This window comes from Beduinella massiliensis (genome assembly GCF_900199405.1).
Taxonomy (GTDB): Bacteria; Bacillota; Clostridia; order Christensenellales; family Aristaeellaceae; genus Beduinella; species Beduinella massiliensis.
This window is the reverse complement of the sequence record NZ_LT963430.1, coordinates 341,812-364,941: the sequence shown is the minus strand read 5'-3', so window position 1 is coordinate 364,941 and position 23,130 is coordinate 341,812. Positions and strand designations below refer to the sequence as shown.

Below are 23,130 nucleotides of genomic sequence, written 5' to 3'. Positions count from 1 at the left end.
CAAAACGATATTGGGAGGGACACATGACGCGACGCCTCAACCTCTTCATCGAGGGTATACCCGGCAGCGGAAAGAGCACCCTGCTCTCCTTGCTGCATGAACGCCTGCCCGATTACGCTGCCTACGCGGAGGGCGACCTCTCGCCGGTCGATCTCGCGTGGTGCGCCTGCATGCCGGAGGAAGCCTACCAAAAAGCGCTTCTCGACTGGCCGGACCTCGCCTGCGCCCTTGCGGAGAAGACGATGCAGGAGGACGGCCTGCGCGTCGTCGCCTACACGAAGGTTCGCTCTGAGGACCCCCGGTTTTACGAAAGCATGGAGCGCTGGGAAATCTACGGCGGACGCAAGGGCATTCGCGCGTTTACGGAAATCGCGCTCCGCCGGTTCCGCGCGTTTCAGGGCGCGGGCAATCTCTTTGAATGCGCCTTTTTTCAAAACATCCTCGAAGAGCTGATGCTCTTCGGGCAGTACGACGACGGCGAAATCCTGCGCTTTTACGGGGAGCTCCTCGCCTCGCTCGACCTGTCCGCGTTTCGCCTGCTGCGCCTGCGCACGCCGGACGTCGCCGGCAGCATCCAATCCATCCGGCGCGAGCGCGTAAACGCGCAGGGCGAAGAGGTCTGGTATGCCCTGATGCTGAGCTATCTCGCGCGATCTCCCTATGGCCGCGCGCACGGCTATAAGGGCTTTGAGGACGTCGTCGCCCACTTCGAGCGGCGCATCGCCCTGGAGGACCGCGTCGCCTCGCTGCTGCCCGCCGGGCGCTGTATCGAGCTGCCCAGCAGGGAATATGACCCGCAGGCGCTGCTCGGCCTTCTGCAATAGGCCTCTTTTCTAGACGGGGGCGGCGGCACGATAAGTGCCGCCGCCCCCGCTTTTATATTGTCCCCTGCATCTGCCGCACGCAGAAGTCTACGTATTCCTCGTCCACCTCCGTGCCCATGCCGGGCGCGTCCGGCAAAAGCAGGTCGCCGTCCTCCATGCGCATCTGATGGCGCAGGAAGTGGTTCTCGCCCTTGAGGCTGCCCGATTCCAAAAAGATCGCGTTGGGCAGCGTGCAGAGCATGTTGACGTTCGCCGGGCCGCCGCCGTGGCTGGCGAGCTTCAGGCCCGCCGCGTCGGAAATTGCGCCGATTTCCAGCCACTCCGTAAACCCGCCGGAGCGGCGGTTGTCCGGCTGCACGATGTCCATCATCCCCTGGCGGATCGCCTCGTAAAACTGACGGCTGGTATAGTGGTTCTCGCCGATGGCGACCGGAATATCCAGCGTCTGGCACAGGCGCGCGTGGTTTTCCACCATATAGGGGGGCATAGGTTCCTCGAACCAGAACATGCCCGCCTCTTCATAGGCGCGGCCCCGGCGCACCGCCTCCGGAAAGTCCAGCGCCTGGTTGGCATCCACCATCAGGCAGACGTCTTCCCCCACCGCGCGGCGCACGAGGCGGATGCGCTCCAGGTCGTCCTTCAGGCTGTAGCGGCCTACCTTGATCTTGAGCGCTTTAAAGCCCTCCGCCACGGCGTCCTCGCAGTTTTTGATGAACGTGGTGTCGTCGTCGTAATACCAGCCCACCATCGCGTAGGCCGGGATGCGGTCCCGGCACGCGCCCGCGACCTTCGCGCAGGGAAGCCCCAGCTTCTTGCCGACGATATCCCATATGGCGATGTCCAGCGCGGCGATGCCGAACTGCGACAGGCCCGTGACGTCGTGGTAATGCGCCGCGTCCCATAGCTTTTTGCGCGCCTGACGGCAGAAGAACGGGTCCTGACCGGCGACCGCCGGCGCGAGCTCGCCCTCGATCAGCGCCTGCAGGGTATATACGCCCCGCTTGATGCGCCCGAAGTTCGACGTCGCGTATCCGGTGATCCCTTCGTCCGTGTGCACGCGCACGACGAGCAGCCCGCCCGCGTCGTAGGTCCACATGCCGTCCATCGCGGGGTTTTTGACTTCCCGTACGACCGGCGTCGTGGTCACATGCGTGATTTTCACTCGTTCCTCAGCCCCTGTCCGATCTCCGCGCCCTGCTCCACCAGCAGGCGCTGCACCGTCTTCACGTCTACATTGCGCGCGTTCGTGCCGTCCTTTGCGCATACGGCCGCCGCGACGCCCGCCGCCTCGCCCAGCGCCAGCACGTGCGCCATCGCGCGCCAGGATTCAAAGGCGATCTGGTCGCTGGACATGCACCGTCCCACGACGAGCAGATTTTCCGCCCGCAGCGGCACCATGCAGCGATAGGGAATCTGGTAGCCCTCGTGCTCGAGGAAGCGGCGGTAGCCGTAGTAGTTGATGACGGGGTTGGCGGCCATGGCGATAGAATCGTCGAAGCGCCGTCCCTCCAGCACGTCGTCTCCGGTCAGCTTGTATTCGCCCTCGAAGAAGCGCGTCTGCCTGACGCCGATGAGCGTGCCCGTATCGACGATTTCCGCGCCCGCGAGGTCCGCGTGCTCCGCCTTCTTCTTTTCCAGGTCGTCGTAAACGCGCAGGCGCACGTCGATCTCGCTGTCCGTGAGCTCCTTGCCGTCCGCGCAGTTCATCGGCCCGGGCGACGGGCCCCATACGACCATCGTGTCCTCAAACAGGCAGCCGGGTGCCTTCGTATCCGCCGGAAAGCCCTTGATCTTGTACATCAGGCAGTCGTTCAGGCGCTTGGCCTCGTCCTTCTTCGTCTGCCAGTAGGGAACGCCCGCGCGCAGCGCCACGTCGCCGTCTCCGGAGGCGTCGATGACGGTTCCGGCCAGAATCGCCTGGCGGCCCGACTTGTTCTCGACGATGATGCCGACCACCGCGTCGCCGTCCATGACCGCGTCGCAAAAGTAGGTATGGAACAGGATGTCCACGCCCGCTTCCTTCACCATCTTCAGGGCGACGTACTTGAACTTCTCCGTGTCGAAGGCGTAGTTGTACGAAAGGTCGCCCTTCCTGTCCGAGCGGATGGCGGAGGGGTAGGCGTTGCGCGAGTGCACCGCGCCGCCCTCCGCGATCAGGCGCAGCATCAGCTCTTCCCCGATGCCCTTGGTCGTCTGCAGGGCATCCGGCTCCACCTGGTTGCGGAAGCCCACGATGTTGGCCATCAGCGACGCCGTGGCCGTGCCGCCGAAGAAGGGAAACTGTTCGACGATCAGCGTGCGCGCGCCGTTTCGCGCCGCCGCGATCGCCGCCGGGAAGCCCGCGCAGCCTCCGCCCACGACGACGACGTCGTATTCGCCGTACACGGGAAGCTCCCGCGCTTTTTCGTAAATGGTTCGCATGTGCAACCCTCCATTATCCTTTGATGGCGCCGATCATGACGCCCTTGACGAAGTACTTCTGAACGAACGGATACACGCACAGGATCGGCAGCGTCGCGACGACGATGGTCGCGTACTTGATCGTCTCGCCCACGGAAATCTGGTCGCCCTGGCTCACGGCGGACGCCGCGAGCATGCTGTCCGTGCTGTTGAGGATCAGGATCTCGCGCAGCAGAAGCTGCAGCGGGAACATGTTCCGCTTGTTGATGAAAAGCATCGCGTCGAACCACGAGTTCCACTTGGAAACCATGTAAAACAGCGTCACGACGGCGATATTGGCCATGCACAGCGGCACGAAGACGCGGAAGAGGATCGTGAAATCCTTCGCGCCGTCGATGCGCGCCGACTCCTCCAGGCTCTCGGGCACGGCGGCGAAGCCCGTGCGCAGCACGATCAGGTTATAGGTCACGATCGCGCGGGGGAGCACCATCGCCCAGAACGTGTTCTTCATGTGCATGTCGGTGCCGACCGTCAGAAAAAACGGAATCATGCTCGGCTTGAACCACATGGTGAAAGCCGCGAAGAACATGACGTATTTGACGAACATCGCGTGCGTCCTGGAAAGGGCGTACGCGCCCATGATCGTCAGCACCATGCTGATCGCCGTTCCCACGCCCATGTAGAGGAGCGTGTTGACGTAGCCGCTGCCGATATCCGGGTTTTTAAAGACGATCTTGTACGCCTCCAGCTCAAAGCCCAGGGGCTTGAACAGCGCGCCGCTGTGACGGATCAGCTGGTTTGGGTCCGAAACGGAGGCGAAGAGCACGTAGAGGATCGGGTACAGCGTGACGACCGCAATGAGGCCGAGCAGCACTACGTTGGCAACCTGAAAACTTCTTTCCGCCCTGGATTCGCGAATCATGCCCTCTCCTCCTTACCACAGTCCGTATTCGGTCTTGCGCTTGCTCAGATAGTTGGTGCCCATCACCAGCCCGAAGGAGATGAAGGCGTTGAAGAAGTCCACCGCCGTGGTGTAGCTGAAGTTCGCCTCCAGAATGCCGCGCCTGTACACGAAGGACGAAATGACATCCGACGTCTCCGCGTTGGCCGCGTTGTACAGCAGGATGATCTTTTCATACCCGACGTTGAGCACCGCGCCCACGCGCATGATGAGCAGGATCATGATCGTCGGCAGCAGGCCCGGCAGCGTCACGTGCCAGGTCTGGCGCAGGCGGCCCGCGCCGTCGATGCGCGCCGCCTCGTAGAGCTCCTGGTCGATGGAGCTGAGCGCCGCCAGGTAGATGATCGAGTTCCACCCGCAGTTCTGCCAGATGTCCGAAGCGACGTAGATCGTTCGGAACGCGTCCGGCTTCATCAGGTAGTTCTCGTTTGGCAGGCCCACGGCCGCCAACAGCGAGGTGATGACGCCGTCCTTTTTGAGGAAGTCCAGCAGCATGCCGCAGATGACGATCATCGAGATGAAATAGGGCATGTAGGTGACCGTCTGTATCACCCGCTTGTAGCGCGGCTGTCGCAGCTCGTTGATGAGCAGCGCCAGCAGAATGGGCGCCGGGAACGAGAAGAGGATGCCGTACAGGCTGATGAGCAGCGTGTTGCGCAGGAGCTTGCCAAAATAATAGCTAGAAAAGAACGCCTGAAAATGCTTCAATCCGACCCAGGGACTGCCCCAGATGCCCTTCATGGGCTTAAAGTCCTTAAAGGCGATGACGTTTCCCAGCAGCGGCCAGTAGCAGAACAGCAGATACCAGACGACGACCGGAACCAGCATGAAGTATACGTACTTATACCGCTTAAAGTCTTTGACGATGCGCTGTCCCAGGCTTTTTTTGCCCAATTCCACGCGCTGATTGGATGCGGATACCATCTTTTTTCCCCCTTTTGCAGCTTTGACGGCTCCGGCGGCCAAGCTGGCGTTCGGCACGGCGTGCCCGTTTCGGCGTTTTCGGGTGCAAAAATCCGGGACGCCGGACGTGACGTCCCGGATTCGCGGCTATGACAGCGTCATTTTTACGGACGGGCCAGGAAGCGGTCCAGGGCGGCCTGGCGCAGCTCGGTCGCGCGGTCGATTCCCATGCCCTTGAGCGTGGCGACCATCGCGTCGTAGCCCTCGTCGAGGTCTACCTCGCCCATGATGATCTTCGTCGCCTGCTCCCAGTAGTACGTCTGCACGTCGTTCATGATGGTGGCAAATTCGCTGGATTCCTCCATGGTCGGCGTGACGGCGGGGATGATGATCTCGTTCTTACAGGCCAGCCAGTTCTTGCGGCCCTCGATCTGCTCGGGCAGACGGTCGCGCTGCTCCAGCACGTCCTTCTGCTTGTAGACAGGAGAGGTGGACTGCCAGATGGTGTACTTGGCCATCGCCTGCTCGCGGCTCAGACCGTCCGGGTTCTCCGCGACCAGCGGCAGGAAGTAGGGCTTGCCGTTCTCGTCGTAGTCGTAGGTCAGGCCCTGTACGCCCCAGTTGGAGAGCATGTGGCCCTCTTCGCTGTAGAAGTAATCGTAGAACTTCACGATCAGCTCCGGGTTCTTGCAGGTGCTGGTGATCGCCAGGCCGCCGCTGTACGCCGGGCCCTCCTGGCCGACGATCGGGGTCTCGCCCTCGTTCAGCGTGGGGAACGGCTCGGGCAGGAGCTGGAATTCGGGGTTTGCGTCGCGGCACATGGCCGTGTAACGGGTGATGCTGTTGCCCATGGAGCCGATGAAGCAGAACACGCGGTCGCTGGTGACCTTCTCGTCGCGCAGCTTGGCGGTGTTCGCCGCAAACTCCACGTCCAGCAGGCCGAGCTCAAACCAGCGGCGCATGGTCTTGAGGTATTCCTTGTACTCCGGCTGCAAGACGCCGAACTTCACGGTGCCGTTGTCGTTGTAAAATTCCTGGCTGATGCCGTAGGCGCCCAGCACCACGGGGCAGGCGGTGATTTCCTCCATCTTCGCAAACAGGAAGGGGATCACGCCCGTCAGCGATTCGCTCTCCGTCACCTTGATGAGCATTTCTTCCCAGCCCGCGACGGTGGTGGGGAACTCCTCCGGCGTCATGCCGATGTCGTCCAGGAAGTCCGCGCGCACGACCGGGCCCTGGCTGACCGCCAGCTCGCGATCCGCGTAGAAGGCGGGCAGCGTGTAGAACGTGCCGTCGTCCAGGATGCACTGGCGCTTGAGGTCGGGGCGCGATTCGAGGTACGCCTTCAGATTCGGCGCGTACTCGTCGATCAGGTCGTTCAGTGGGATGATGATGCCGTCGTTGATGTAGTTCGCCGGGCCGCCGGGAACGGTAAGCCATCCGTACTGAATGGCATCCGGCAGGTCTCCGGACGCACACATCAGGTTGAAGGCGTCCTTCTCCCCGCCGACCGGCGGATGCAGGAATTCGACGGAAACGTTCGTCAGCTCGGCCATCGTCTGATAGACGAGGTTTTCGGACCAATCCGCTACCGCTCCGGCAGCCTTGTCCATCGGAGTCCACAGCGTGAAGGTCTGTTGCGTGTCGTACTTGACCGGTCCCTCGGCCGACGCGGCCACGGCGCCGACCGCCATCAGGATCGCGAGAAGCGCGGCGACCAGCTTGTGCTGGTGGTTCATGTTTCTTCCTCCTTTTTTCGGGTTTCGCCCGTAAGAATTTTGTTGTCCTCATTTTAACAGAGCGAATTGTATGAATCCATGTCGCGCTTTCAGTTCTTCTTGTCAAATCATCAGAATATTTTACGATTTTTTTGTGCCGGTCATGTGCGAGGGCGATTGCCCGAAGTATTGCTTAAAGCGCTTGCTGAACGTAAAGTAATCGCCGTAGCCCAGCTCCAGCGCGAGCGCCTGAAGGTTGCATTCTCCGGCGAGGATCGCGCGCTGCGCATGCTCCATGCGCAGCCGCGTCACAAAATCGGTGAACGTCTCGCCCGCGCTCTTGCGAAACACCTCGCTGCAGTAGGCCGTATTCAGGTGAAAGCGCGCCGCCAAATCGCTGAGGCGCATCCGTTCCGTGTAGTGCGCCCGGACGTATTCCATCATCTCGGAAAAGCTGCGGTTTGCCCCCTGGCTCCCATTTCGTTCGACGATGTCCCGCATGAGCGTATCGAGATAGGACGCCATCTCCTCCGGCCCGCCCAGAAAAGCGCGCATTCCTTCCGGATCCATCACCCATTCCAGCTCGCCCCGCAGCCGCTCGCCGCCTTCTTCGTTAAACGCATCCATCAGCCGGTTCCAGTAGCGGCAGATACTGTGCATCTGCACGCCCTCGCGCGCCATCATCCCGGCATAATCCCCGATCTGCGCGTCCCACAGCGTGAGGTCCTTGTGTCTGACCGCGTCGATCAGCGCGCTTACGCGCGCCTCCACGGCCGGGCTTTCCCCGGCGTGGTAGACGACCTTGCGCACGTGCGGGTTCACAAAATCCGTGTAGGCGCAGCTCAGCGCCTCGGACACGCGGCGGGCAAGGTGATGCGCATGGCGGCTGACGCGGCTCAGCCCGATGAAGAGGCGCTCGTGCCCGCTCAGGCTGTCCATCGCCCGCTCCAGCGCCTCGCCCACGCGCTCATCCCCGTTGGCGACGACCATCGCCTTGGTCGCGCCCAGCCAGACGAGCCGCGCGTTGAGCCCCCGAAGCGTGGGGGCCAGCTCCTCGGCCGCCGCACCGTCCACGAAGCGAAGCACCGCGACCCGCCACCATTCCCCCTCCATGCTTCGGCCCGCCTGTAAAAAGAGCTCCTCCGCGCTCATCCCGCTTTGAATCGCCTCCAGCAGCGCGGCGCTCTTGCGCGTATCCCGTCGCTCCAGCTCCGCCCGGATCTTGACGAGCAGCGCCTGCGCGTCGCCCCGTTCCACCGGCTTGAGGCAATAATCGAACACGCCCAGGCGCAGCGCCCGCTGCGCGTATTCAAAGCTTCCATACCCGCTGACCACGACGAAGAGCGGCGGCTGGGGCAGCTCCTGCGCGCGGGCGGCCATCTCCAGGCCGCTCATCACCGGCATGCGGATGTCGATAAAGACGACGTCCGGCTGCTCCGCCGAAACGGCATCCCAGCCTGCGACGGGGTCGGTGAACCGGCCGGTTACCGCGAACCCGTTCTGTTCCCATGGAAAGACGCGAGACAGGCTTTCCAGCGCCCACGGCTCGTCGTCCAGCAGCATGACAGTATACATCGCTTCCTCCTATTCCGGCGCGCCGCCCGCAGGGGGGCATCCTCACGCCTGTCGCCTCGCCTGCAACCGGAGCGTCACGGTCGTGCCCTGTCCCAACTCCGATTCGACCGTCACGCCACAGGAGGGCCCGTGCAGCAGCCGTATCCTGCGGTGGATGTTCGTCAGTCCGATGTGGGTTGAACGGTCCGCCGTATCCGCCCGGTCCAGGATCAGCCCCGCGCGCAGGCAGTCCAGCGTCTCCTTGTCCATCCCTTTGCCGTCGTCGCGTACGGTCAGGTATAGCCCGTCCGCTTCCCGCCACACGTGGATGCACAGCGCCCCCGGACGGTTGACGGTCTCCAGGCCGTGCGACACGGCGTTTTCGACGATGGGCTGCAAGATCATCTTCGGAATCAGCAAACCCAGCGTCTCGCGGTCTATTTCGTAGCAGGCGCCAATGCGCCCGCCATGGCGGATGCGCACGATGTTCATGTAGCGGACGATGCTCTCAATCTCCTCCTCCACGCGAACGTAGGCGCTCGATCGCGTGGCGTAGCGAAAGATATAGGCCATGGAGGAGATGATCTCCTCCAGGTCGCTCATGCCGCCGGCGAGCGCCATGCCGTGCATGCAGTCCAGCGTATTGTACAGAAAATGGGGGTTGATCTGGTTCGTCAGCGCGGCAATCTCCGATTGCTTCTGCGAAAGCTCCGTCTCGTACAGGCGTTCCTTGCTCTCAAGGTTTTCCCTCACCATCTCCCGCTGCCGCTTGAGCATCGCGTTCAGGCCCTGGGCGATCTGGTCCAATTCGTTCTTGGTCTTCAATTCAAGCGTGGCCTGCGGAAAATCCCGCGTCTGGCTGCGCATAAAGTCCAGAATCTGACCGATCGGCTCGTTGACCTGCTTGCGCAGCACGAAGAAGAACACGCTCAGCAGCAAAAACACGCTGATTCCCATGACATAAGCAAAGCGTACGGCCATCGCCATGCGCCGGAGCAGGGCCTCCTCCTGCACGAACGCGATCAGCTGCCAGCGCATGAGGGAGAAACCGCGCTTTTGTAAAAACAGGGTATCCACCGGCGTCTCGCCCGCGCGAAGGTCGGACATGGCCTGTGCCCGCTCCCGCCCTTCCAGCGTCACGCTTTCGATCAGGGGAATGCCGTTTCCGTCCAGCAGCAGCAGGTTCGTTCCGTAATCCTCGCCCGTCACCGCCTCCAGCTTCTGGCGCAGGCTGTCGATATTGTAGACGATGATCGTGTACAGGAACGTCCCGTCCGTCCGCGCGTCGGTTCGGTTGATACAGTACATGCGCGCGGCGCTCCCCGTCCCCAGCTGCATGTGCACGGGGTTCTTGACGACCAGCCCGTTTTGCATCGCGCGCTCCGCGCTCTTAAGCACCTGCCGGTCCATTTCCCCATAGGCGAACAGCTCTACGTCCGCAAAATCGGTCACGATGATCGAGTCGATATTGCTGGCGGCAAGCTGCGTCATGTACACCGCGGAGCGCAGCACCTGCATCATCTGCGTATCGTCGTTCGTCGATCGCACATACGCGCGCATGGCGTCGCTTCTGGAAAACGTGGCCGAGATCAGGTTGAGCTGGTACCACATTTCGTTGATGTCGTCGAACAGCTCGTCCGCGCGGGTATTGGTCAGCGTGCGCGCGCTCTCCTTGATCGATTCGTGGTAATACAAAAGAAAAATCCGCTCCACCGCTAGCAGCGAGATGAAAACCAGCAGCATCACGATCAGGAGCAGCCGTTGAATGCCTCCGCGCTTCACCCTGCGCTGCATGCACTTCTCCCCCTTTCCACCCCATTCAAATTGTACATTATAAACGAAAAATGCACAAGAAAAAGAGGAATTCACCTCATTTTTCCTGCGCATGCTCGCGGATGCTATGGGGCGCTTTTCAGCCGCCGCTTATTTGTTGACGACGTTTTCCGGCTTTCCCTCGACAAATGCGCGAAGGTTTCCGACCGCAATGTCCATCAGCCGCTGGCGGCTCTCCTTCGGGGCCCAGGCGATGTGGGGGGTAATCAGGCAGTTGGGAAGGCCCAGCAGCGGATTGTCCGGACGTACGGGCTCGGCCGACACCACGTCCACCGCTGCGGCATAGACCTTTCCCGACAGCAGCGCCTCGCGCAGGTCCGCCTCGCGGATCAGCGGTCCGCGGGACGTGTTGATCAGGATGACCCCGTCCTTCATCCTGGCGATCGTCTCCCGGTTGATCATGCCCTCCGTCTGCGGGAAGAGCGGACAGTGCAGCGAGATGACGTCGCTTTGCGCGAGCAATTCGTCCAGCGGCACGCACTCGGGCGCCTGGACGTGGGCGTCAAAGGCCAGCACGCGCATGCCGAAACCGCGGGCGACCTGCGCCGTCGCCTGTCCGATGCGCCCAAAGCCGATGATGCCGATCGTCTTGCCCGCGAGCTCCATCATCGGGTAATCCCAGAAGCAGAAGTCGCGGCAGGCCGTCCACCTTCCCTCCTGCACCGCCTGCGCGTGGTGGGCGACGTGGTGGCAGATTTCCAGCAGCAGCGCGAAAACGTATTGGGCGACCGCGCTGGTGCCGTAGGTCGGAACGTTGCAGACGGGGATGCCGCGTTCCCGCGCGGCCTCTACGTCTACGACGTTGTAGCCCGTCGCCAGAACGCCGATGAAGCGCAGCTCCTTCGCGTCCCCGATCGTCTCGCGCGTCAGCGGCGTCTTGTTCGTGTACACCGCCTGCGCGCCCCGCACGCGCTCCGCGATCTGTTCCGGGGCCGTGTAGTCGTAAACCGTGAGATCGCCCAATGCCTCCAGCCCCGCCCAGCTCAGGTCGCCGGGGTTTTCCGTGTAGCCGTCCAGAACGACAATTTTCATTTTGCACTCTCCCCTCGTTTCGGCTTGTCTTTTTGTTTTGAAGATGGTACGATGAATGCAGTTCGCACAACATAGGAGGCCCGCATGGAAAAGCAGACCCGCTTGAACCAGTCGGTTGAAAAGACCCTGCAAATCATCGAGGCGATGGCAAACGCGCGCGAGCCCGTCCGCCTGGGAGATCTGGCGCGCGAGGTGGACATGCCCGCCAGCACGACGCTGCGCATGGTGGGCACGCTCGTCGAGCATCGGTATGCCTATCAGGATCCCGTGACGCTGCGCTATGCCCTGACGATGAAGTTTGCCCAAATCGGCGCGATGGTGAGCGCGCGCTTCAGCATCCGCGACATCGCCCGCCCCACCCTGGTCGAGCTTTCGCGCCGCTGCGACGAGTCCAGCTGCCTGGCCATCGAGGAGGACATGGAGGTCATCTATCTGGACGTCGTGGACGGGCCGGACGGCATGCTCAAAATCACGCAGCGCATCGGCAAGCGCGCGCCCATGCACTCCACGGGCGTCGGCAAGCTGATGCTGACCCAGTATTCGCCTGCCCGCCTTCAGGCGCTCGTGGAAAAAAAGGGGCTGCTTCGCCTGACCCCGCACACCAAGTCCACCCTCGAGGAGCTCACAAAGGAGCTGGACGCCGTGCGCGCGCAGGGTTACGCGCTCGACGACGAGGAATGCGAGCTCGGCGCGCGCTGCATCGCCGCCCCCATTCGCGATTACGAAGGACGGATCACCGCCGCCATCAGCGTCTCCGGGCCCGTCTCGCGCATGACGCGCGCGCGTATTTTGGAGCTCGTTCCGCTCGTCACCGATGCCGCGCGCAGGATCAGCACGGCGCTGGCCTGCCCCGAATAATGCCGGAAAATCAGCCGGGGGCCGCCGCCCTTCGCGCCGGGAATACCCCCGGCGCGTTTGCGGAGCGGCCCTCTTTTTATATCAGCGCCCATGCCTCGTTCAGGAAGCGCTTGGCGTTGGCGAGCACCATTTCGCTGTCCTCCCCTTCCCAGGGCTTGACCTCGAAGGCCACCACAGGCCGTTTGCCTTCGCCCAGATAGCCCACCTCGAAGAGCTTGCGCAGAAAGCGGACGAGCAGCCTTACGTCCACCTCGCTGTTCGGAAAGCCGAAGCGCGGGTGCTGGTCGCCATAGGCGGGAGCGCCCGGCACCAGCACGGCGTTCGCGATGTGCACATGGCGTATGAAGCGCGCCACCGGGTCGATGCTTTCGTCCATCGTCTCGTGCAGCTGCGTCATGTGGCTCAGGTCGACCATCAGGCCGAAGTTTTGAAACTCCGCCGCGATCTCCCTGGCAAAGCGCGCGGCCAGCGTCGCGGGGCCGATCAGCGAGCACTTTTCCACGTCGTAGTCGAAGACCTCCAGATTTACCTGCAGGTTCCCCTTCTCCTGCGCGTACGCGCAGATTTCGCGAGTGCTCTTGACGAGCGCCTGATAGGCTTCCTCCCTGCGCGCCGCCTCGAACTTGCCCGCGAGAAACGCGATGCCCTGCGCGCCCAGCTCGCAGGCCTCGTCCACGCAAGCCTTCATGCGGTCGAGCGCGCGCAGGCGCAGGGTTTCGTCGAGGCTGTTGACGTTCTCCCCGTTGCGCATGAGCTGCGGCTGCGCGCCGTAACCCAGCGCCACGCCGCTCTGGCGCACCAACGAGGCCACCTCGCCGCGCACGGCCGGGTCGTTGATGCGCGTCAGCTCGATCGCGTCAAAGTAGTCGTCTTCGAGCACGCGGCGCACGGTTCGCGTGATCTCCCCCTCGCCCGTCATCGCGGACGGATAGGCCATAAAGTGGACGAGCCCGACCTTCATGTACTTCCTGATCGATTCCTGCATGCCAAACCCCTTTCCTTATGCGTCCTGCGGCGCGAAGCTCTTCACGTTTGCGAGGCTCCCGCCCATGTCGCAGAGCTGTTCCTTGACGCAGACCGCGTCGATCACGTATGTACGCCCGCTTCCCTTCGCGCGGCGCAGCGCGGCGGCGAGGTCCTCCGGGGTGAACACGCGCTCCGCGACGCAGCCGTAGCCCTCCGCCACCTTGACGTAATCGATGGTGCCGTCCTGGTTATAGGGCATGTCCACCGCGTACTCATAGCCGTACGCGCCCCGTTGGTTCTGGCGGATCAGGCCCAGATAAGCGTTGTTGAGGATCACCACGATGATCGGCTTTTGAAAGGCCGCGCTGACGGCGATCTCCTCGCCCATGAACGTAAAGCCGAAGTCCCCCACGACCGTGACGCTGTAGTGCGCCGGGTCCGCCACCTTCGCCCCGAAGGCCGCGGGCACCTCGTAGCCCAGCGTGCCGGCTCCGCCGGAGGGCAGGTAACGGCGCGGCTTGTCGATCTTCTGCAGCTGGCCGGACCAGATCTGCGTGATGCCGCAGCCCGTCGTGAACATCGTATCCGCGTCAAACGCCCTGTCCACCTCTTCCAGCACGCGGTGCGGCATGATCGGGCAGGTATCGTAGTGCGTTTTGCGCGCGAGCTTCTCGCGCAGCGGGGCCACCGACCGCGCCCGCTCCGGGTTTACGGGTTTCATGCCGCGGGCCTTGGCCGTGTCGATCAGCGCGCGCACCGCCAGCTTCGCATCCGCGACGATGGCCAGGTCCGGCTGGAACACCTTGCCGATCTGCTCTTCGGAGACGTCGACGTGGATGAACTTCCTTTCCCCGCGGTAGACCTTGAGGTCGCCCGTATGGCGGTCGCTGAAGCGGCAGCCGACGCCCAGCACGACGTCTGAATCCAGGAAGACCTTGTTGCCCACCGGCTGGCCCACCTGAATGCCCGCGTGCCCGGCGTTCAGCGGATGCTCCACCGGGATGCCGCCCTTGGCCATGTAGGTCGTGATGACCGGAATCTGCAACAGCTCCGCCAGCTCGATGACGTCCTCCTCCGACTCGGACAGCGTCACGCCGCCGCCCATGACGATGACCGGCGCTTTCGCCGCCGAGAGCAGATCGGCCGCTTCCTCGATCCGCCGCATGTCCGGCGCCTGCTTCTTTATCGGCAGCGGCTCGTAGCCGTCGATGTCAAATTCAATCTGCGCCTGCTGCACGTCCAGCGGCAGGTCGATGAGCACCGGCCCGGGGCGGCCGCTCCGCATGAGGTAAAACGCCTCGCGCAGCACCTGCGGAATCGTCCTGGGGTCGGTCACACAGTACGTCTTCTTCGCGACCGGCGCGCAGATCTTCGCGATGTCCACGCACTGGAACGGATCCATCCCCAGCTGCCACGAGTTCGCCTGTCCGGTGATGGCCAGCAGCGGGATGGAATCGATATAGGCCGTGTACATGCCCGTCACGAAATTCGTCGCGCCGGGGCCGGAGGTGCAGATCGCCAGTGCAATGCGGTGCGACGCGCGGTAATAAGCGTCGGCCGCGTGCGTGCATGCCTCCTCATGGCGCATGCAATAGTGTGAGATGGGCGCATCCTTCAGGTACTGATACACCGCGTTGATACCCGCGCCGGGGATGCCGAATGCATCCTGTATTCCCTCTTTTACCATGATTTGAACCAACGCTTCTGCCGCTTTCATGAAATCCTCCCGCATTTATTATTTCACTTAATGAAATCATATTTCTATGTATGAAGTTTAGCACGCTCCGGAGGATTTGTCAACCCAGAGGGCGGACAGGTATGGCCGCCTGTCCGCCTTATCATTTGAATCATCCATCCCGTTCAAGGCTTGCCGTAGGGATACGTGCGCTGAGCGCATCCAGTTTTTCCAAAAGCGCGCCGTCCAGCTCGATTGTTTCCATCTCCATAAGACGTCTCTTCTTCGCATGCGCCCCCTCGCCGGGCACGTGCAGGCCTGGCGCACGCGCCTGCATGCGTGTAAGCAGCTCGCCCGCCCGGGTTTCAAATCGAGTAAGGTCCATCAGCGCATCCGCCTTGATGGCGATCGCCGTATGCGAGGTCGGGCTCTTCTGGCCGTGCAGCTGGTCCGGCTCGTCTACAACGCAACCTTCCGATAAAATGGCCGTCAGCGCCTCTCCAAGCACAGCCAGGCCAAAGCCCTTATGGCTTCCGATCGGCAAGCGGGTGCCCTTCGCCAGTGCCTCTGGATCCGTCGTAGGCTTTCCCTCGCTGTCGAAGCCCCAGTACGCAGGGACCGGCTCCCCCCGATCCATCTTCTCTTTGAGCGCCCCGAACGACGCGTAGGCCATGCAGGCGTCGAAGAGCACCGGATAGCCGCGATCCGTCGGGAACGCATAACCCATCGGAAGCGTTCCGATGACCTTCTCCGTTCGGTTGGGTGCGCCCATTGTCGGCGCACCCTTGCACAGCAGCAGCGCAATAAAGCCCTGCTCACTCGCCCGCTGTACGTACGGCGCGGCAGCCAGATAGTGATTGCTGCCGCGCACGGCACATAGCCCGATGCCATGGATTCGCGCCGCATCCATCGCGCGCTCCATCGCGAAAGAACAGACCAATTCGCCAAGCCCGTTTCCGCCGTCCCAGCTTTCGAGCGCGCCACAGGCAGCGAGTTGGCGAAAGCTCGGGTTGATCACAACGTCACCGTCCAGCATCGCCTGCAGATGACCCGGGAAGTCGTAGATATCGTGATGCCCTACGTCCCGCAACGTGGCGCGCATCACCGTATCCGATACGCACCCAACGTTTTCCTCCGTCATGCCGAGTGCCCGCAGGCAACCTTCTATCCAGTTCTGCAAAGCACAAAGCTTTACCTGAGCCATGTCACTCCCCCGCCTTCAACGTAATGTCGTACTCTTCCATCGCCTCGCGCACCGCGCGCAGCAGCGGCCGGGTCGAGCCATCGTAATGCCCCAGCGAGAAGCCGTCTATGCCCAACTGGGCCAACTGCCCGATGCTCTCCCGAATAATCTGGGGCGTTGCGTTGGGGCGCACGGCGAACGCCGCGAGCAGCGGTTTTTCGCAGCCGATGCCCCTGCGAATCTTGCACAGCGTATTGCGCTTGTATTGAAAGCCATCCGTGACCGTACGCTGTTCTGTGTAATCGCTGTCGCGTACGGAGTCCAGGTATGGCGCCACATGCAGGTAGCTCAGGCCCGCGAGCTCCGGATAGCGCAGATAGTTGTTGTAACGGAAGTCTACGTTCGGTTTCACCAGCTTGATCGCCTCGTAAATGTCCCGAAAGAGGGAGGTAATGCTGCGCATGCGGAACTCGAGGAACTGCGAAAGTGCCGGAAATTCCATGAGCAGCCCTGCCTCCGTCAGGTTACTGTCCATCAAAAGCTGCAGCTGCAGGCACTGGTCGTTGTTGTGATAAGGCGTCGCCGTCACGATACGCTCCAGCTTTCTAAGCGAGTCCACCATCGCATCCCAATCGTAGCCCATGGAAATAGCCTTCGCGCGGCAGTGCTCGCAAAAACAGCCGCCCGTTACAACGCCGAGCAGCGCGCTGAGCTTGGGGTCTGCTTCGTGCGGTAAAAACCAGGGTGTCTTTACCGGTTCGCCCTGATGGAATAGCATCATGCAAGTCTGAATAAAATCCACGTCGTGTTCCTTCACGGTTTGCGCGAAGAGCGTGCGCATGTACTCACGCACATCTGCGTTATTGCAGCAAAAATGCTGGGCGATGGGAGCACCATGTATATCCTTTTGCAGCACATCCGGGCATTCCGTCATGGCCTTTTGCGTGTCGTAGAACGTGTGCGATACTTCCACGCCCGCCTTCAGTCCTCGCCTGCGCGCACATTCAATCAGCACGTCCAGCCAGTCCGTGTCCTTGAGAAAAGCACGCTGCGACGCCTGGGGCTTGAGCTTTGTGCGTGCAAAGGCGGACGGGTCGACGCGGTAGTACACGCGGCTGTCTTCCGGCGCGTACCACTTCCGGTCGGGGTTTTGCGTATAAAACAGGCTCGTAAGCGGCCGTTTTTCATAGTGCATGACGCCCACCAGGTAGATGCTGTTTACGCCGCTGCACTCCACCAGCTTGTCTACAATTTGGTCTACCGGTTCGTCATGCAAATCCCAGGGGTAAAGGCTCGCTGCGATTTCACGAATAATCATGCTTTTCCTCCTGCGGGCGCTGCTGTGCGTCCGCCCTCCGTTCTCTGTACTGTGTCGGCGTCATGCCCATGTACTTCTTGAAATTGCGTAAAAACGTATGCAGATCTTGGTATCCAACCTGCTGTGCAATCTGCGCGACAGGCAAACTCGTCTCGGTCATGAGGGCGCAGGCCGCCTCGACGCGCAAACGCCCGATATACTCGCACAGCGTCATGCTCATGCGTTCGGAAAACAGCCGGCTCAAATAGCTGCGGGATATGCCAAGCTCGGAGGCCACCGCCTCCAACGACAGATCCGGCTGAGCGTAACGCGCGCGGACGTATTCCAGCGCGTTTTCCACCGGCCCCTTCCGTTCCTTCTGAATCTGTCTTTCCTGGCATGCGCGCCTGTATATTTCCAGCGCGCCCATGCGCAGCTCCTCCATCGTATCGACGCCGAGCAGTCGGCTGACGTCGATCGTCTTGATGAACCCATAGGGCAGGGTGCGAAGGACCATGTTGATGATTTCATAGTAGAGGCACCTCGCGAGGCTGACGCTGAGGCTGCTGCCCGCAATCTCCCCGAACAGGCGGTTGATCTGCAGCTCGATCGCGTTGTAATTTCCGCTTTCGAGGTGACGCTGTATCTCCGCCTGGTTGCGGAACGCCTGCACGTAGCGAAGGCTTACATCATCGATCAGTCCCACGACCTCCCGTGAGAGGATTACCTGGTTATTTCCGCGGATCAGCCTGTATTCACAGGCGTTTTCGGCCTGAATGTAGGCTCTGTGCAGCCCGCTGAGCCCGTCCTGCTCCTCGCTCACGCCCACCGTGACACCGGCGCCGTATCGTTGGCGGATGCTGCCGACGATGTCTTCCGCGGCTCGGACAACCTCGTCCTCCGTCAACTGCCCCGGGCTATAGTTGAGCACTGCGGCCGTACACCCCGGCTCCACCAGCAGCGTGGAAAGCTGGCTTCTGTCCATAAAGGCGCACCCGATGATCTCCTGAACCGCTTCGTCGTCCGTGCTGTCCCAAGACATCGTCCCCAAACGGTGGACGAGCACTACGATGACGCAAAAGCGCGAACCCCGAAACGATATGCTGAACTGCTGCGCCGCCTGCGCCAGATCCGCGTCCTTCGCATAGCGTCCGCGGAGCACGTTGAGCATAAAGTGGCGCGCCGTGTACACCTGCTCTCGCTGCATGCGTTCCATCAGGCGCAGGTTGTCGCGTTTCGCACGGTCGTACGCGTCGCTGATAGCGGATAGGCCGCCGCGACGGCGAGCACCGTCCGCCGCGTACTCGCCGATATCCTGAAGAAGCGGCTGCAGCGGCTTGTAGTTACGGTAGGAAAAAAACAGCGACAGCCCGATGCCTAGCAGAACGGCCAGCAGCAAATAGACGGCCAGAATGCGCAGCGTCTCCTGAAGCGGCGCGCCAACCGCCTCCTCCGGCAGCACAAAGAGCGCGCGCAGGTTCATCCGTTCCATGCGGGTGGCGTAAACCAGAAATATCTTCCCCTCGCGGGTCATGCGCTGCCACTGTCCGTCTGCCGCCTGCGCAAGAAACGGCACGAGCGCATCCTCCTTTGCGCTGCTGAATACGACGTTCTCATCCGCCTCTACCAGAAGCATCTGCACGTCCAGCGAATGAGGCAGCACGCCCGCGAGACGCACGAAAATCGAGCGCGGAATTTCACATAGCAGGTATTGTCCGTTGTCCCGCAGGATGGAAAGGCGCCTCGCATAATAAATTTTATCCCGCATGAGCTCCGGCCTGTAGGCAAACTGTTCGTCCCCGATCTCCGCCAGGATTCGCGCGACGGCATCTTCCTCCTGCCGAAGAAGCAGGCCGTCGCTCGAGAGGATGTGCCCGTCGTTGGCGACCATGATGCGCTCGATAAAGACGTTCGGCGTCTTATATGCGTTCATCTTGCGCACGCCCTCCGTCTTTTCAATCGACGCGCGCTCGCTGCCCATCATGGCCGTCATCGTCCGCACGTCCGTATCGGTCACCAGCATGGAGGCCAGTGCGTCCATGCCCACCATGTATTGTTCCATCACAGACACGACCTGCTGCGACGCCGCCTGCATCGAGGACTCGATCTCCCTCCATAGCGCGGCGCGCATGCTGCCCCAGATGCTCGCACCCATGACGCCTGCCGGAACGGTCAGCACGAGCAAAAACATGACGAGATAGCGAAAAAATAGGCCATGCCTGGAACTGGAACGCATGCTTCATCCCTCCAAGCGCCGCCGGGAGGAGGCGGAGGAAGCCCTCCGCCCTGCCTTCCCTTACAGCGATTCCTGATACGCCTCGTTCTTCTGACGAATTACCTCTTCGCCGCCATTCGCAAGCCAGCTCGCGCAGAAGTCGTCAAACATCTTGTCCAGCGCCGTCTCGTCTGCCGCGCAGATCATCTTGGTAAATGCCTCGTCGCGCAGGGTTGTGAGGATCGTGTTGTACTCGATGTCCGCGTCCGTCGTCACGAAGATGGGAGAAATGGGTTCGCCGTAGGTCTCGAACATCCGCACGCCGTCCCACACCTCCTGACTGGCGCAGCGGTCGAACCATTCGCGCCGGAACAGGTTGGAATACTGGATGCTCAGGCCTTCCTGTGTCCGCTTGTTGATGTCTTCCCACTCCGGGGTGAAGTGGAACGTCCCACTCTCGTCCACGGTGTAGTGCACGCCCTCCTCGCCGTACCGGATGCGCAGATACCCCTCTTCCGACGCGGCATAGTTGAGCAGCTTCATCAGGCGCACGGGGTTCTCGCACTTAGCGCTGATCGCCATCGTGTAGCCGATCGAACGGTAGTCGTTCGTCCAAAGGCGCTTTACACCGTCCTTGCCCACAATCGGTTCATAAGCGATGAAGTGCGATTCGGGTTCCGCTTCGCGCAGGGCCGCTAGGCCGATGTCGAAGGCCGGATCCAGACGCTGCACCTCCGTGCTGCCGTAGCTGCCGAACTTGCCTTGACCTAGCATTTCCTCGAACTTTTCCCGGTTGTACAGCGGGAACTGCGGATCGATGTAGCCCGCGCGGAACCATTTGTTGATCAATTTGAGCGCGTCGAGCATCTCCGGCTGAATGGAGCCAAACGTCAGCTTTCCGTCCTGCAAGATCCACTGATCCGGCAGCACGCCGTAGTACAGGTAGGCGGGCAGAAAGGTCGACGTGATCGGCGCGTTCGGGCCGCTGATGCCGTACGTATCCTTCTTGCCGTTGCCGTCGGGGTCGTCCTCTGTAAAAGCCCGGATCGCCTCTTCGTATTCCTCAATCGTCGTTGGGATGGCGAGACTCAGCTTTTTGAGCCAATCCTCACGGATGACGGGGATGATGCCGTCCGTTCGGTACTGGTTCGGCAGAGAATAAAGCTTCCCGTTGAAGATAAAGGGATCCCAGCATTCCTGCGGACGGATCGCCTTCATCTCCTGGCCGTACTTCTCCACGAGATCGTCGAGCGGGAGCAGCAGGCCCATTTCCACCATCGTCGTCAAAATCGAGTAGTCGTTGACCTGCACCAGATCCGGCAAATCGTCCGACGCGATGAGCAGGTTCAGCTTGTTTTGGTAGTCGTTCGCGCCGCGTGAGACCAGCATAAATTCAAAATTCGCGTTGAATTTTTCTCCTAGGAAAGATAGCGTCGCGTTTTCTTCGGGCACGTCAAACTGTTTTCCCTGCATGACGGTAAATGAATAATGAACGCTTTCGTCGTCCTCCAGGTTGACCTCGGCCGCCATGAGCACCGGCATAAGCAGCAGCACCGCCGCAAGCAGCAACAGACCTATTTTCTTCATCTCAAATCCTCCTTTGCCCTCCGTCGGTCCCTTGTTCTTGTGTAATTGCAACATTCATACATAACTTATGAAGAGTTCTGTGCAAAGACGTGCTCCTCCTTCCCGGGAAACTGACAGCATGCACGGCCGTCTACCCCGCACAGCGCTTCATCTACCCCTTGATCGCCCCGATCATGACGCCCTTTACAAAGTATTTTTGCAAAAAAGGATAAATCGCCATGATGGGCAGAATCGCAACGACGATGGTGGCGAGCCTGACGGATTGAATCGTCGTGTCCGACATGGAATAGTCCGCGCCGCCGCCCGCGACGTAAGAAAGGTCCACAGACTGCACGATTTCCCGCAGCACGAGCTGCAAGGGGAAATTGCGCGAACGGTTGATGTACATCACCGCGTCAAACCAGGAATTCCAATAAGCCACCGCGTAAAAGAGCGTGAGCGTCGCGAAGATCGGCATGGACAGCGGCAGTACGATGCGCAGCAGCGTGGTCAGATCGTTTGCCCCGTCGATGGTCGCCGATTCTTCCAACCCATCTGGAATGGACTTAAAAAAGTTGATGAGCAGCAGCATATTGTAAACCGAGATCGCTTTGGGCAGGATAAGCGCCCAGAGGGTGTCGATCATCCGAAGATCGCGGATGACGAGGTAGGTCGGAACGAGACCGCCGCTGAACAGCATCGTGAAATAAAAGACCATCGTCAGCAACCGCCTACCGTGCAGGCGATTCTTAGAAAGCGGGTAAGCTGTGAGTGTCGTCAGCAGGAGCGATAAAAGCGTTCCCACCACGGTAATGAAGAGCGTGTTTTTGTAAGCGCGCAGAATGCTCGAGGTGGAAAACACCATGCTGTAAGCACCAAAGTCCAGCCCTTTGGGGTAGAGAAAATAAATTTCCTGCGCGGCGACGTTATCTCCCGAGATGGAGCCCACGATGACGTAATAAAAAGGATAGAGCGTAATAAGTACGAGTAGCGTCATCACCGCGGCGTTGACGCAGGTAAAAAGCAAGCCGCCGCCCCGCTTTTTGCCGCTTCTTGGCGTCAGGCTGATCTGGCTCATAGCATGTTTTCCTCCCATCTCCTGGCAATTGCATTGACCCCCAGCACCATCGTCAGCCCGCAAATCGACTTGAACAGGTTTACTGCAGTGGAAAAGCTGTACTTCGCCTGTTGCAGACCGACCTTGTAGACGTACGTATCGATAATCTCGCACTTTTCGTTGACCAGGGCGTTGCTCATGATCAGGATCTGTTCAAAGCCCGCATCCAGAATCTTTCCTACGCGAAGGATCAGCATAATAATGATCGTGGATCGGATCGCAGGCAGCGTGATATGCCACATCATGCGGGCGCGGGACGCTCCGTCAATCGCCGCCGCCTCGTACAGATTCATATCCACGCCGCTGAGCGCCGCGAGATAGATGATGGCGCTCCACCCTAGCTCCTTCCACGTATCCGAAAGAATCAACACCCAGCGAAAAGCGTCTGGATCGAGCAGCACGTTTACCTCATGTCCCGTCAGCGCGGCGATCAGCGTAGAAAACAATCCCGTCTTCGGTGCAAGCATCATCAGCACGATATTGCCTACGACGACCCAGGAAATAAAGTGAGGAAGATAGACGACCGTCTGCACAAGGCGTTTTGCCGTCCTGTTTCGCATCTCGTTGAGCAGGATAGCGAAAAGGATGGGCGATGGGAACCCAACCAACAACTTTCCAAAGCTGATAATAAACGTGTTCATGAGGATGCGCCAGCAATCCGGCGATTGAAAGAATTGACGGAAGTATTTCAGCCCCGCCCAAGGCGCTTCCCAAATCTCTCGGCCCAGCTTGTAATCCTTGAACGCGATGCTGATTCCGTACATCGGCCAATACTTGAAGAGCAGAAAAAAGAGGATTCCAGGGATGAGCATCAGGTAAAGCAACCGGTCGCGCCGAATTGCCCGCAGCGCACGTGTCTTGAGCATAGGGTATCCCTCCTTACAGCCTTCGCGTCCTCCAAATTTCAAAATTATTATATCGTGCAATTCTTATAATTTTCTACGTCCACTTTGTCGTTTCCCTCTATCTTTTCTTGCGCTTTCACTGTGCATTTCGTCTTTCACTGTGCATTTTGCTGACAGCTGGCA

At 60.8% G+C, this 23,130-nt stretch carries 18 protein-coding genes; 2 read left to right on the top strand and 16 right to left on the bottom strand.

Going from position 1 to position 23,130, the window contains the following annotated elements; all coding sequences use genetic code 11:
- The first annotated feature begins 23 nt into the window (after positions 1 to 23).
- On the top strand, positions 24 to 824 hold the full coding sequence (locus C1725_RS02470) for a P-loop NTPase family protein (RefSeq protein ID WP_102410104.1): 801 nt from the start codon (positions 24 to 26) through the stop codon (positions 822 to 824).
- A 52-nt stretch (positions 825 to 876) separates the two neighbouring features.
- On the opposite strand, the gene C1725_RS18860 is transcribed toward C1725_RS02470, so the two are convergent.
- The 8 genes from C1725_RS18860 to C1725_RS02425 all read right to left on the bottom strand — a co-directional run bounded on the left by C1725_RS18860 (position 877) and on the right by C1725_RS02425 (position 11,225).
- Complete coding sequence (locus C1725_RS18860; protein ID WP_346026264.1) at positions 877 to 1,986, bottom strand: mandelate racemase/muconate lactonizing enzyme family protein; 1,110 nt, start codon at positions 1,984 to 1,986, stop codon at positions 877 to 879.
- Positions 1,983 to 3,245: an FAD-dependent oxidoreductase gene (locus C1725_RS02455; protein WP_102410103.1), complete on the bottom strand. Its 1,263-nt coding sequence runs from the start codon at positions 3,243 to 3,245 to the stop codon at positions 1,983 to 1,985. Before C1725_RS02455 ends, C1725_RS18860 begins: the two co-directional genes overlap by 4 nt.
- 13 nt (positions 3,246 to 3,258) lie before the next feature.
- A complete protein-coding gene (locus C1725_RS02450) occupies positions 3,259 to 4,146 on the bottom strand; it encodes an ABC transporter permease family protein (RefSeq protein WP_102410102.1) in 888 nt (295 codons plus the stop codon).
- Positions 4,147 to 4,158: 12 nt separating this feature from the next.
- Complete coding sequence (locus tag C1725_RS02445; RefSeq protein WP_102410101.1) at positions 4,159 to 5,109, bottom strand: ABC transporter permease subunit; 951 nt, start codon at positions 5,107 to 5,109, stop codon at positions 4,159 to 4,161.
- Between the two features lie 143 nt (positions 5,110 to 5,252).
- The gene (locus C1725_RS02440; protein WP_102410100.1) at positions 5,253 to 6,827 is read right to left on the bottom strand and encodes a type 2 periplasmic-binding domain-containing protein; all 1,575 of its coding nucleotides are present in this window, start codon (positions 6,825 to 6,827) and stop codon (positions 5,253 to 5,255) included.
- 120 nt (positions 6,828 to 6,947) lie between these two features.
- On the bottom strand, positions 6,948 to 8,381 hold the full coding sequence (locus tag C1725_RS02435) for a response regulator (protein ID WP_102410099.1): 1,434 nt from the start codon (positions 8,379 to 8,381) through the stop codon (positions 6,948 to 6,950).
- Between the two features lie 42 nt (positions 8,382 to 8,423).
- On the bottom strand, positions 8,424 to 10,154 hold the full coding sequence (locus tag C1725_RS02430) for a sensor histidine kinase (protein WP_346026263.1): 1,731 nt from the start codon (positions 10,152 to 10,154) through the stop codon (positions 8,424 to 8,426).
- 129 nt (positions 10,155 to 10,283) lie between these two features.
- A complete protein-coding gene (locus C1725_RS02425; protein ID WP_102410097.1) occupies positions 10,284 to 11,225 on the bottom strand; it encodes an NAD(P)-dependent oxidoreductase in 942 nt (313 codons plus the stop codon).
- Positions 11,226 to 11,309: 84 nt separating this feature from the next.
- Between C1725_RS02425 and C1725_RS02420 the strand changes: the two genes are divergently transcribed.
- On the top strand, positions 11,310 to 12,083 hold the full coding sequence (locus C1725_RS02420; protein WP_102410096.1) for an IclR family transcriptional regulator domain-containing protein: 774 nt from the start codon (positions 11,310 to 11,312) through the stop codon (positions 12,081 to 12,083).
- 76 nt (positions 12,084 to 12,159) lie between these two features.
- Here C1725_RS02420 and C1725_RS02415 read toward each other — a convergent pair whose 3' ends face one another.
- From C1725_RS02415 to C1725_RS02380, 8 genes are all read right to left on the bottom strand, one after another.
- The gene (locus C1725_RS02415) at positions 12,160 to 13,068 is read right to left on the bottom strand and encodes a TIM barrel protein (RefSeq protein ID WP_102410095.1); all 909 of its coding nucleotides are present in this window, start codon (positions 13,066 to 13,068) and stop codon (positions 12,160 to 12,162) included.
- 15 nt (positions 13,069 to 13,083) lie between these two features.
- On the bottom strand, positions 13,084 to 14,766 hold the full coding sequence (locus tag C1725_RS02410; protein ID WP_102410094.1) for a thiamine pyrophosphate-dependent enzyme: 1,683 nt from the start codon (positions 14,764 to 14,766) through the stop codon (positions 13,084 to 13,086).
- 130 nt (positions 14,767 to 14,896) lie between these two features.
- A complete protein-coding gene (locus C1725_RS02405) occupies positions 14,897 to 15,928 on the bottom strand; it encodes an Ldh family oxidoreductase (RefSeq protein ID WP_102410093.1) in 1,032 nt (343 codons plus the stop codon).
- 1 nt (position 15,929) lies between these two features.
- Complete coding sequence (locus C1725_RS02400) at positions 15,930 to 17,225, bottom strand: hypothetical protein (RefSeq protein WP_102410092.1); 1,296 nt, start codon at positions 17,223 to 17,225, stop codon at positions 15,930 to 15,932.
- Positions 17,212 to 19,440: a helix-turn-helix domain-containing protein gene (locus C1725_RS02395; protein ID WP_102410091.1), complete on the bottom strand. Its 2,229-nt coding sequence runs from the start codon at positions 19,438 to 19,440 to the stop codon at positions 17,212 to 17,214. The genes C1725_RS02400 and C1725_RS02395 overlap by 14 nt, the downstream gene beginning before the upstream one ends.
- A 60-nt stretch (positions 19,441 to 19,500) precedes the next feature.
- Complete coding sequence (locus C1725_RS02390; RefSeq protein WP_346026262.1) at positions 19,501 to 21,006, bottom strand: extracellular solute-binding protein; 1,506 nt, start codon at positions 21,004 to 21,006, stop codon at positions 19,501 to 19,503.
- 151 nt (positions 21,007 to 21,157) lie between these two features.
- On the bottom strand, positions 21,158 to 22,063 hold the full coding sequence (locus C1725_RS02385; protein ID WP_102410089.1) for an ABC transporter permease subunit: 906 nt from the start codon (positions 22,061 to 22,063) through the stop codon (positions 21,158 to 21,160).
- Entirely contained in the window at positions 22,060 to 22,968 is a 909-nt protein-coding gene (locus C1725_RS02380; protein WP_102410088.1) for an ABC transporter permease subunit, read from the bottom strand. Before C1725_RS02380 ends, C1725_RS02385 begins: the two co-directional genes overlap by 4 nt.
- Positions 22,969 to 23,130 lie beyond the last annotated feature (162 nt).

Coding starts and splice junctions, on each gene's coding strand:
- C1725_RS02470 (WP_102410104.1), top strand. CDS start 24: ATGACGCGACGCCTCAACCTCTTCATCGAGGGTATACCCGGCAGCGGA.
- C1725_RS02455 (WP_102410103.1), bottom strand. CDS start 3,245: ATGCGAACCATTTACGAAAAAGCGCGGGAGCTTCCCGTGTACGGCGAA.
- C1725_RS02450 (WP_102410102.1), bottom strand. CDS start 4,146: ATGATTCGCGAATCCAGGGCGGAAAGAAGTTTTCAGGTTGCCAACGTA.
- C1725_RS02445 (WP_102410101.1), bottom strand. CDS start 5,109: ATGGTATCCGCATCCAATCAGCGCGTGGAATTGGGCAAAAAAAGCCTG.
- C1725_RS02440 (WP_102410100.1), bottom strand. CDS start 6,827: ATGAACCACCAGCACAAGCTGGTCGCCGCGCTTCTCGCGATCCTGATG.
- C1725_RS02435 (WP_102410099.1), bottom strand. CDS start 8,381: ATGTATACTGTCATGCTGCTGGACGACGAGCCGTGGGCGCTGGAAAGC.
- C1725_RS02430 (WP_346026263.1), bottom strand. CDS start 10,154: ATGCAGCGCAGGGTGAAGCGCGGAGGCATTCAACGGCTGCTCCTGATC.
- C1725_RS02425 (WP_102410097.1), bottom strand. CDS start 11,225: ATGAAAATTGTCGTTCTGGACGGCTACACGGAAAACCCCGGCGACCTG.
- C1725_RS02420 (WP_102410096.1), top strand. CDS start 11,310: ATGGAAAAGCAGACCCGCTTGAACCAGTCGGTTGAAAAGACCCTGCAA.
- C1725_RS02415 (WP_102410095.1), bottom strand. CDS start 13,068: ATGCAGGAATCGATCAGGAAGTACATGAAGGTCGGGCTCGTCCACTTT.
- C1725_RS02410 (WP_102410094.1), bottom strand. CDS start 14,766: ATGAAAGCGGCAGAAGCGTTGGTTCAAATCATGGTAAAAGAGGGAATA.
- C1725_RS02405 (WP_102410093.1), bottom strand. CDS start 15,928: ATGGCTCAGGTAAAGCTTTGTGCTTTGCAGAACTGGATAGAAGGTTGC.
- C1725_RS02400 (WP_102410092.1), bottom strand. CDS start 17,225: ATGATTATTCGTGAAATCGCAGCGAGCCTTTACCCCTGGGATTTGCAT.
- C1725_RS02395 (WP_102410091.1), bottom strand. CDS start 19,440: ATGCGTTCCAGTTCCAGGCATGGCCTATTTTTTCGCTATCTCGTCATG.
- C1725_RS02390 (WP_346026262.1), bottom strand. CDS start 21,006: ATGAAGAAAATAGGTCTGTTGCTGCTTGCGGCGGTGCTGCTGCTTATG.
- C1725_RS02385 (WP_102410089.1), bottom strand. CDS start 22,063: ATGAGCCAGATCAGCCTGACGCCAAGAAGCGGCAAAAAGCGGGGCGGC.
- C1725_RS02380 (WP_102410088.1), bottom strand. CDS start 22,968: ATGCTCAAGACACGTGCGCTGCGGGCAATTCGGCGCGACCGGTTGCTT.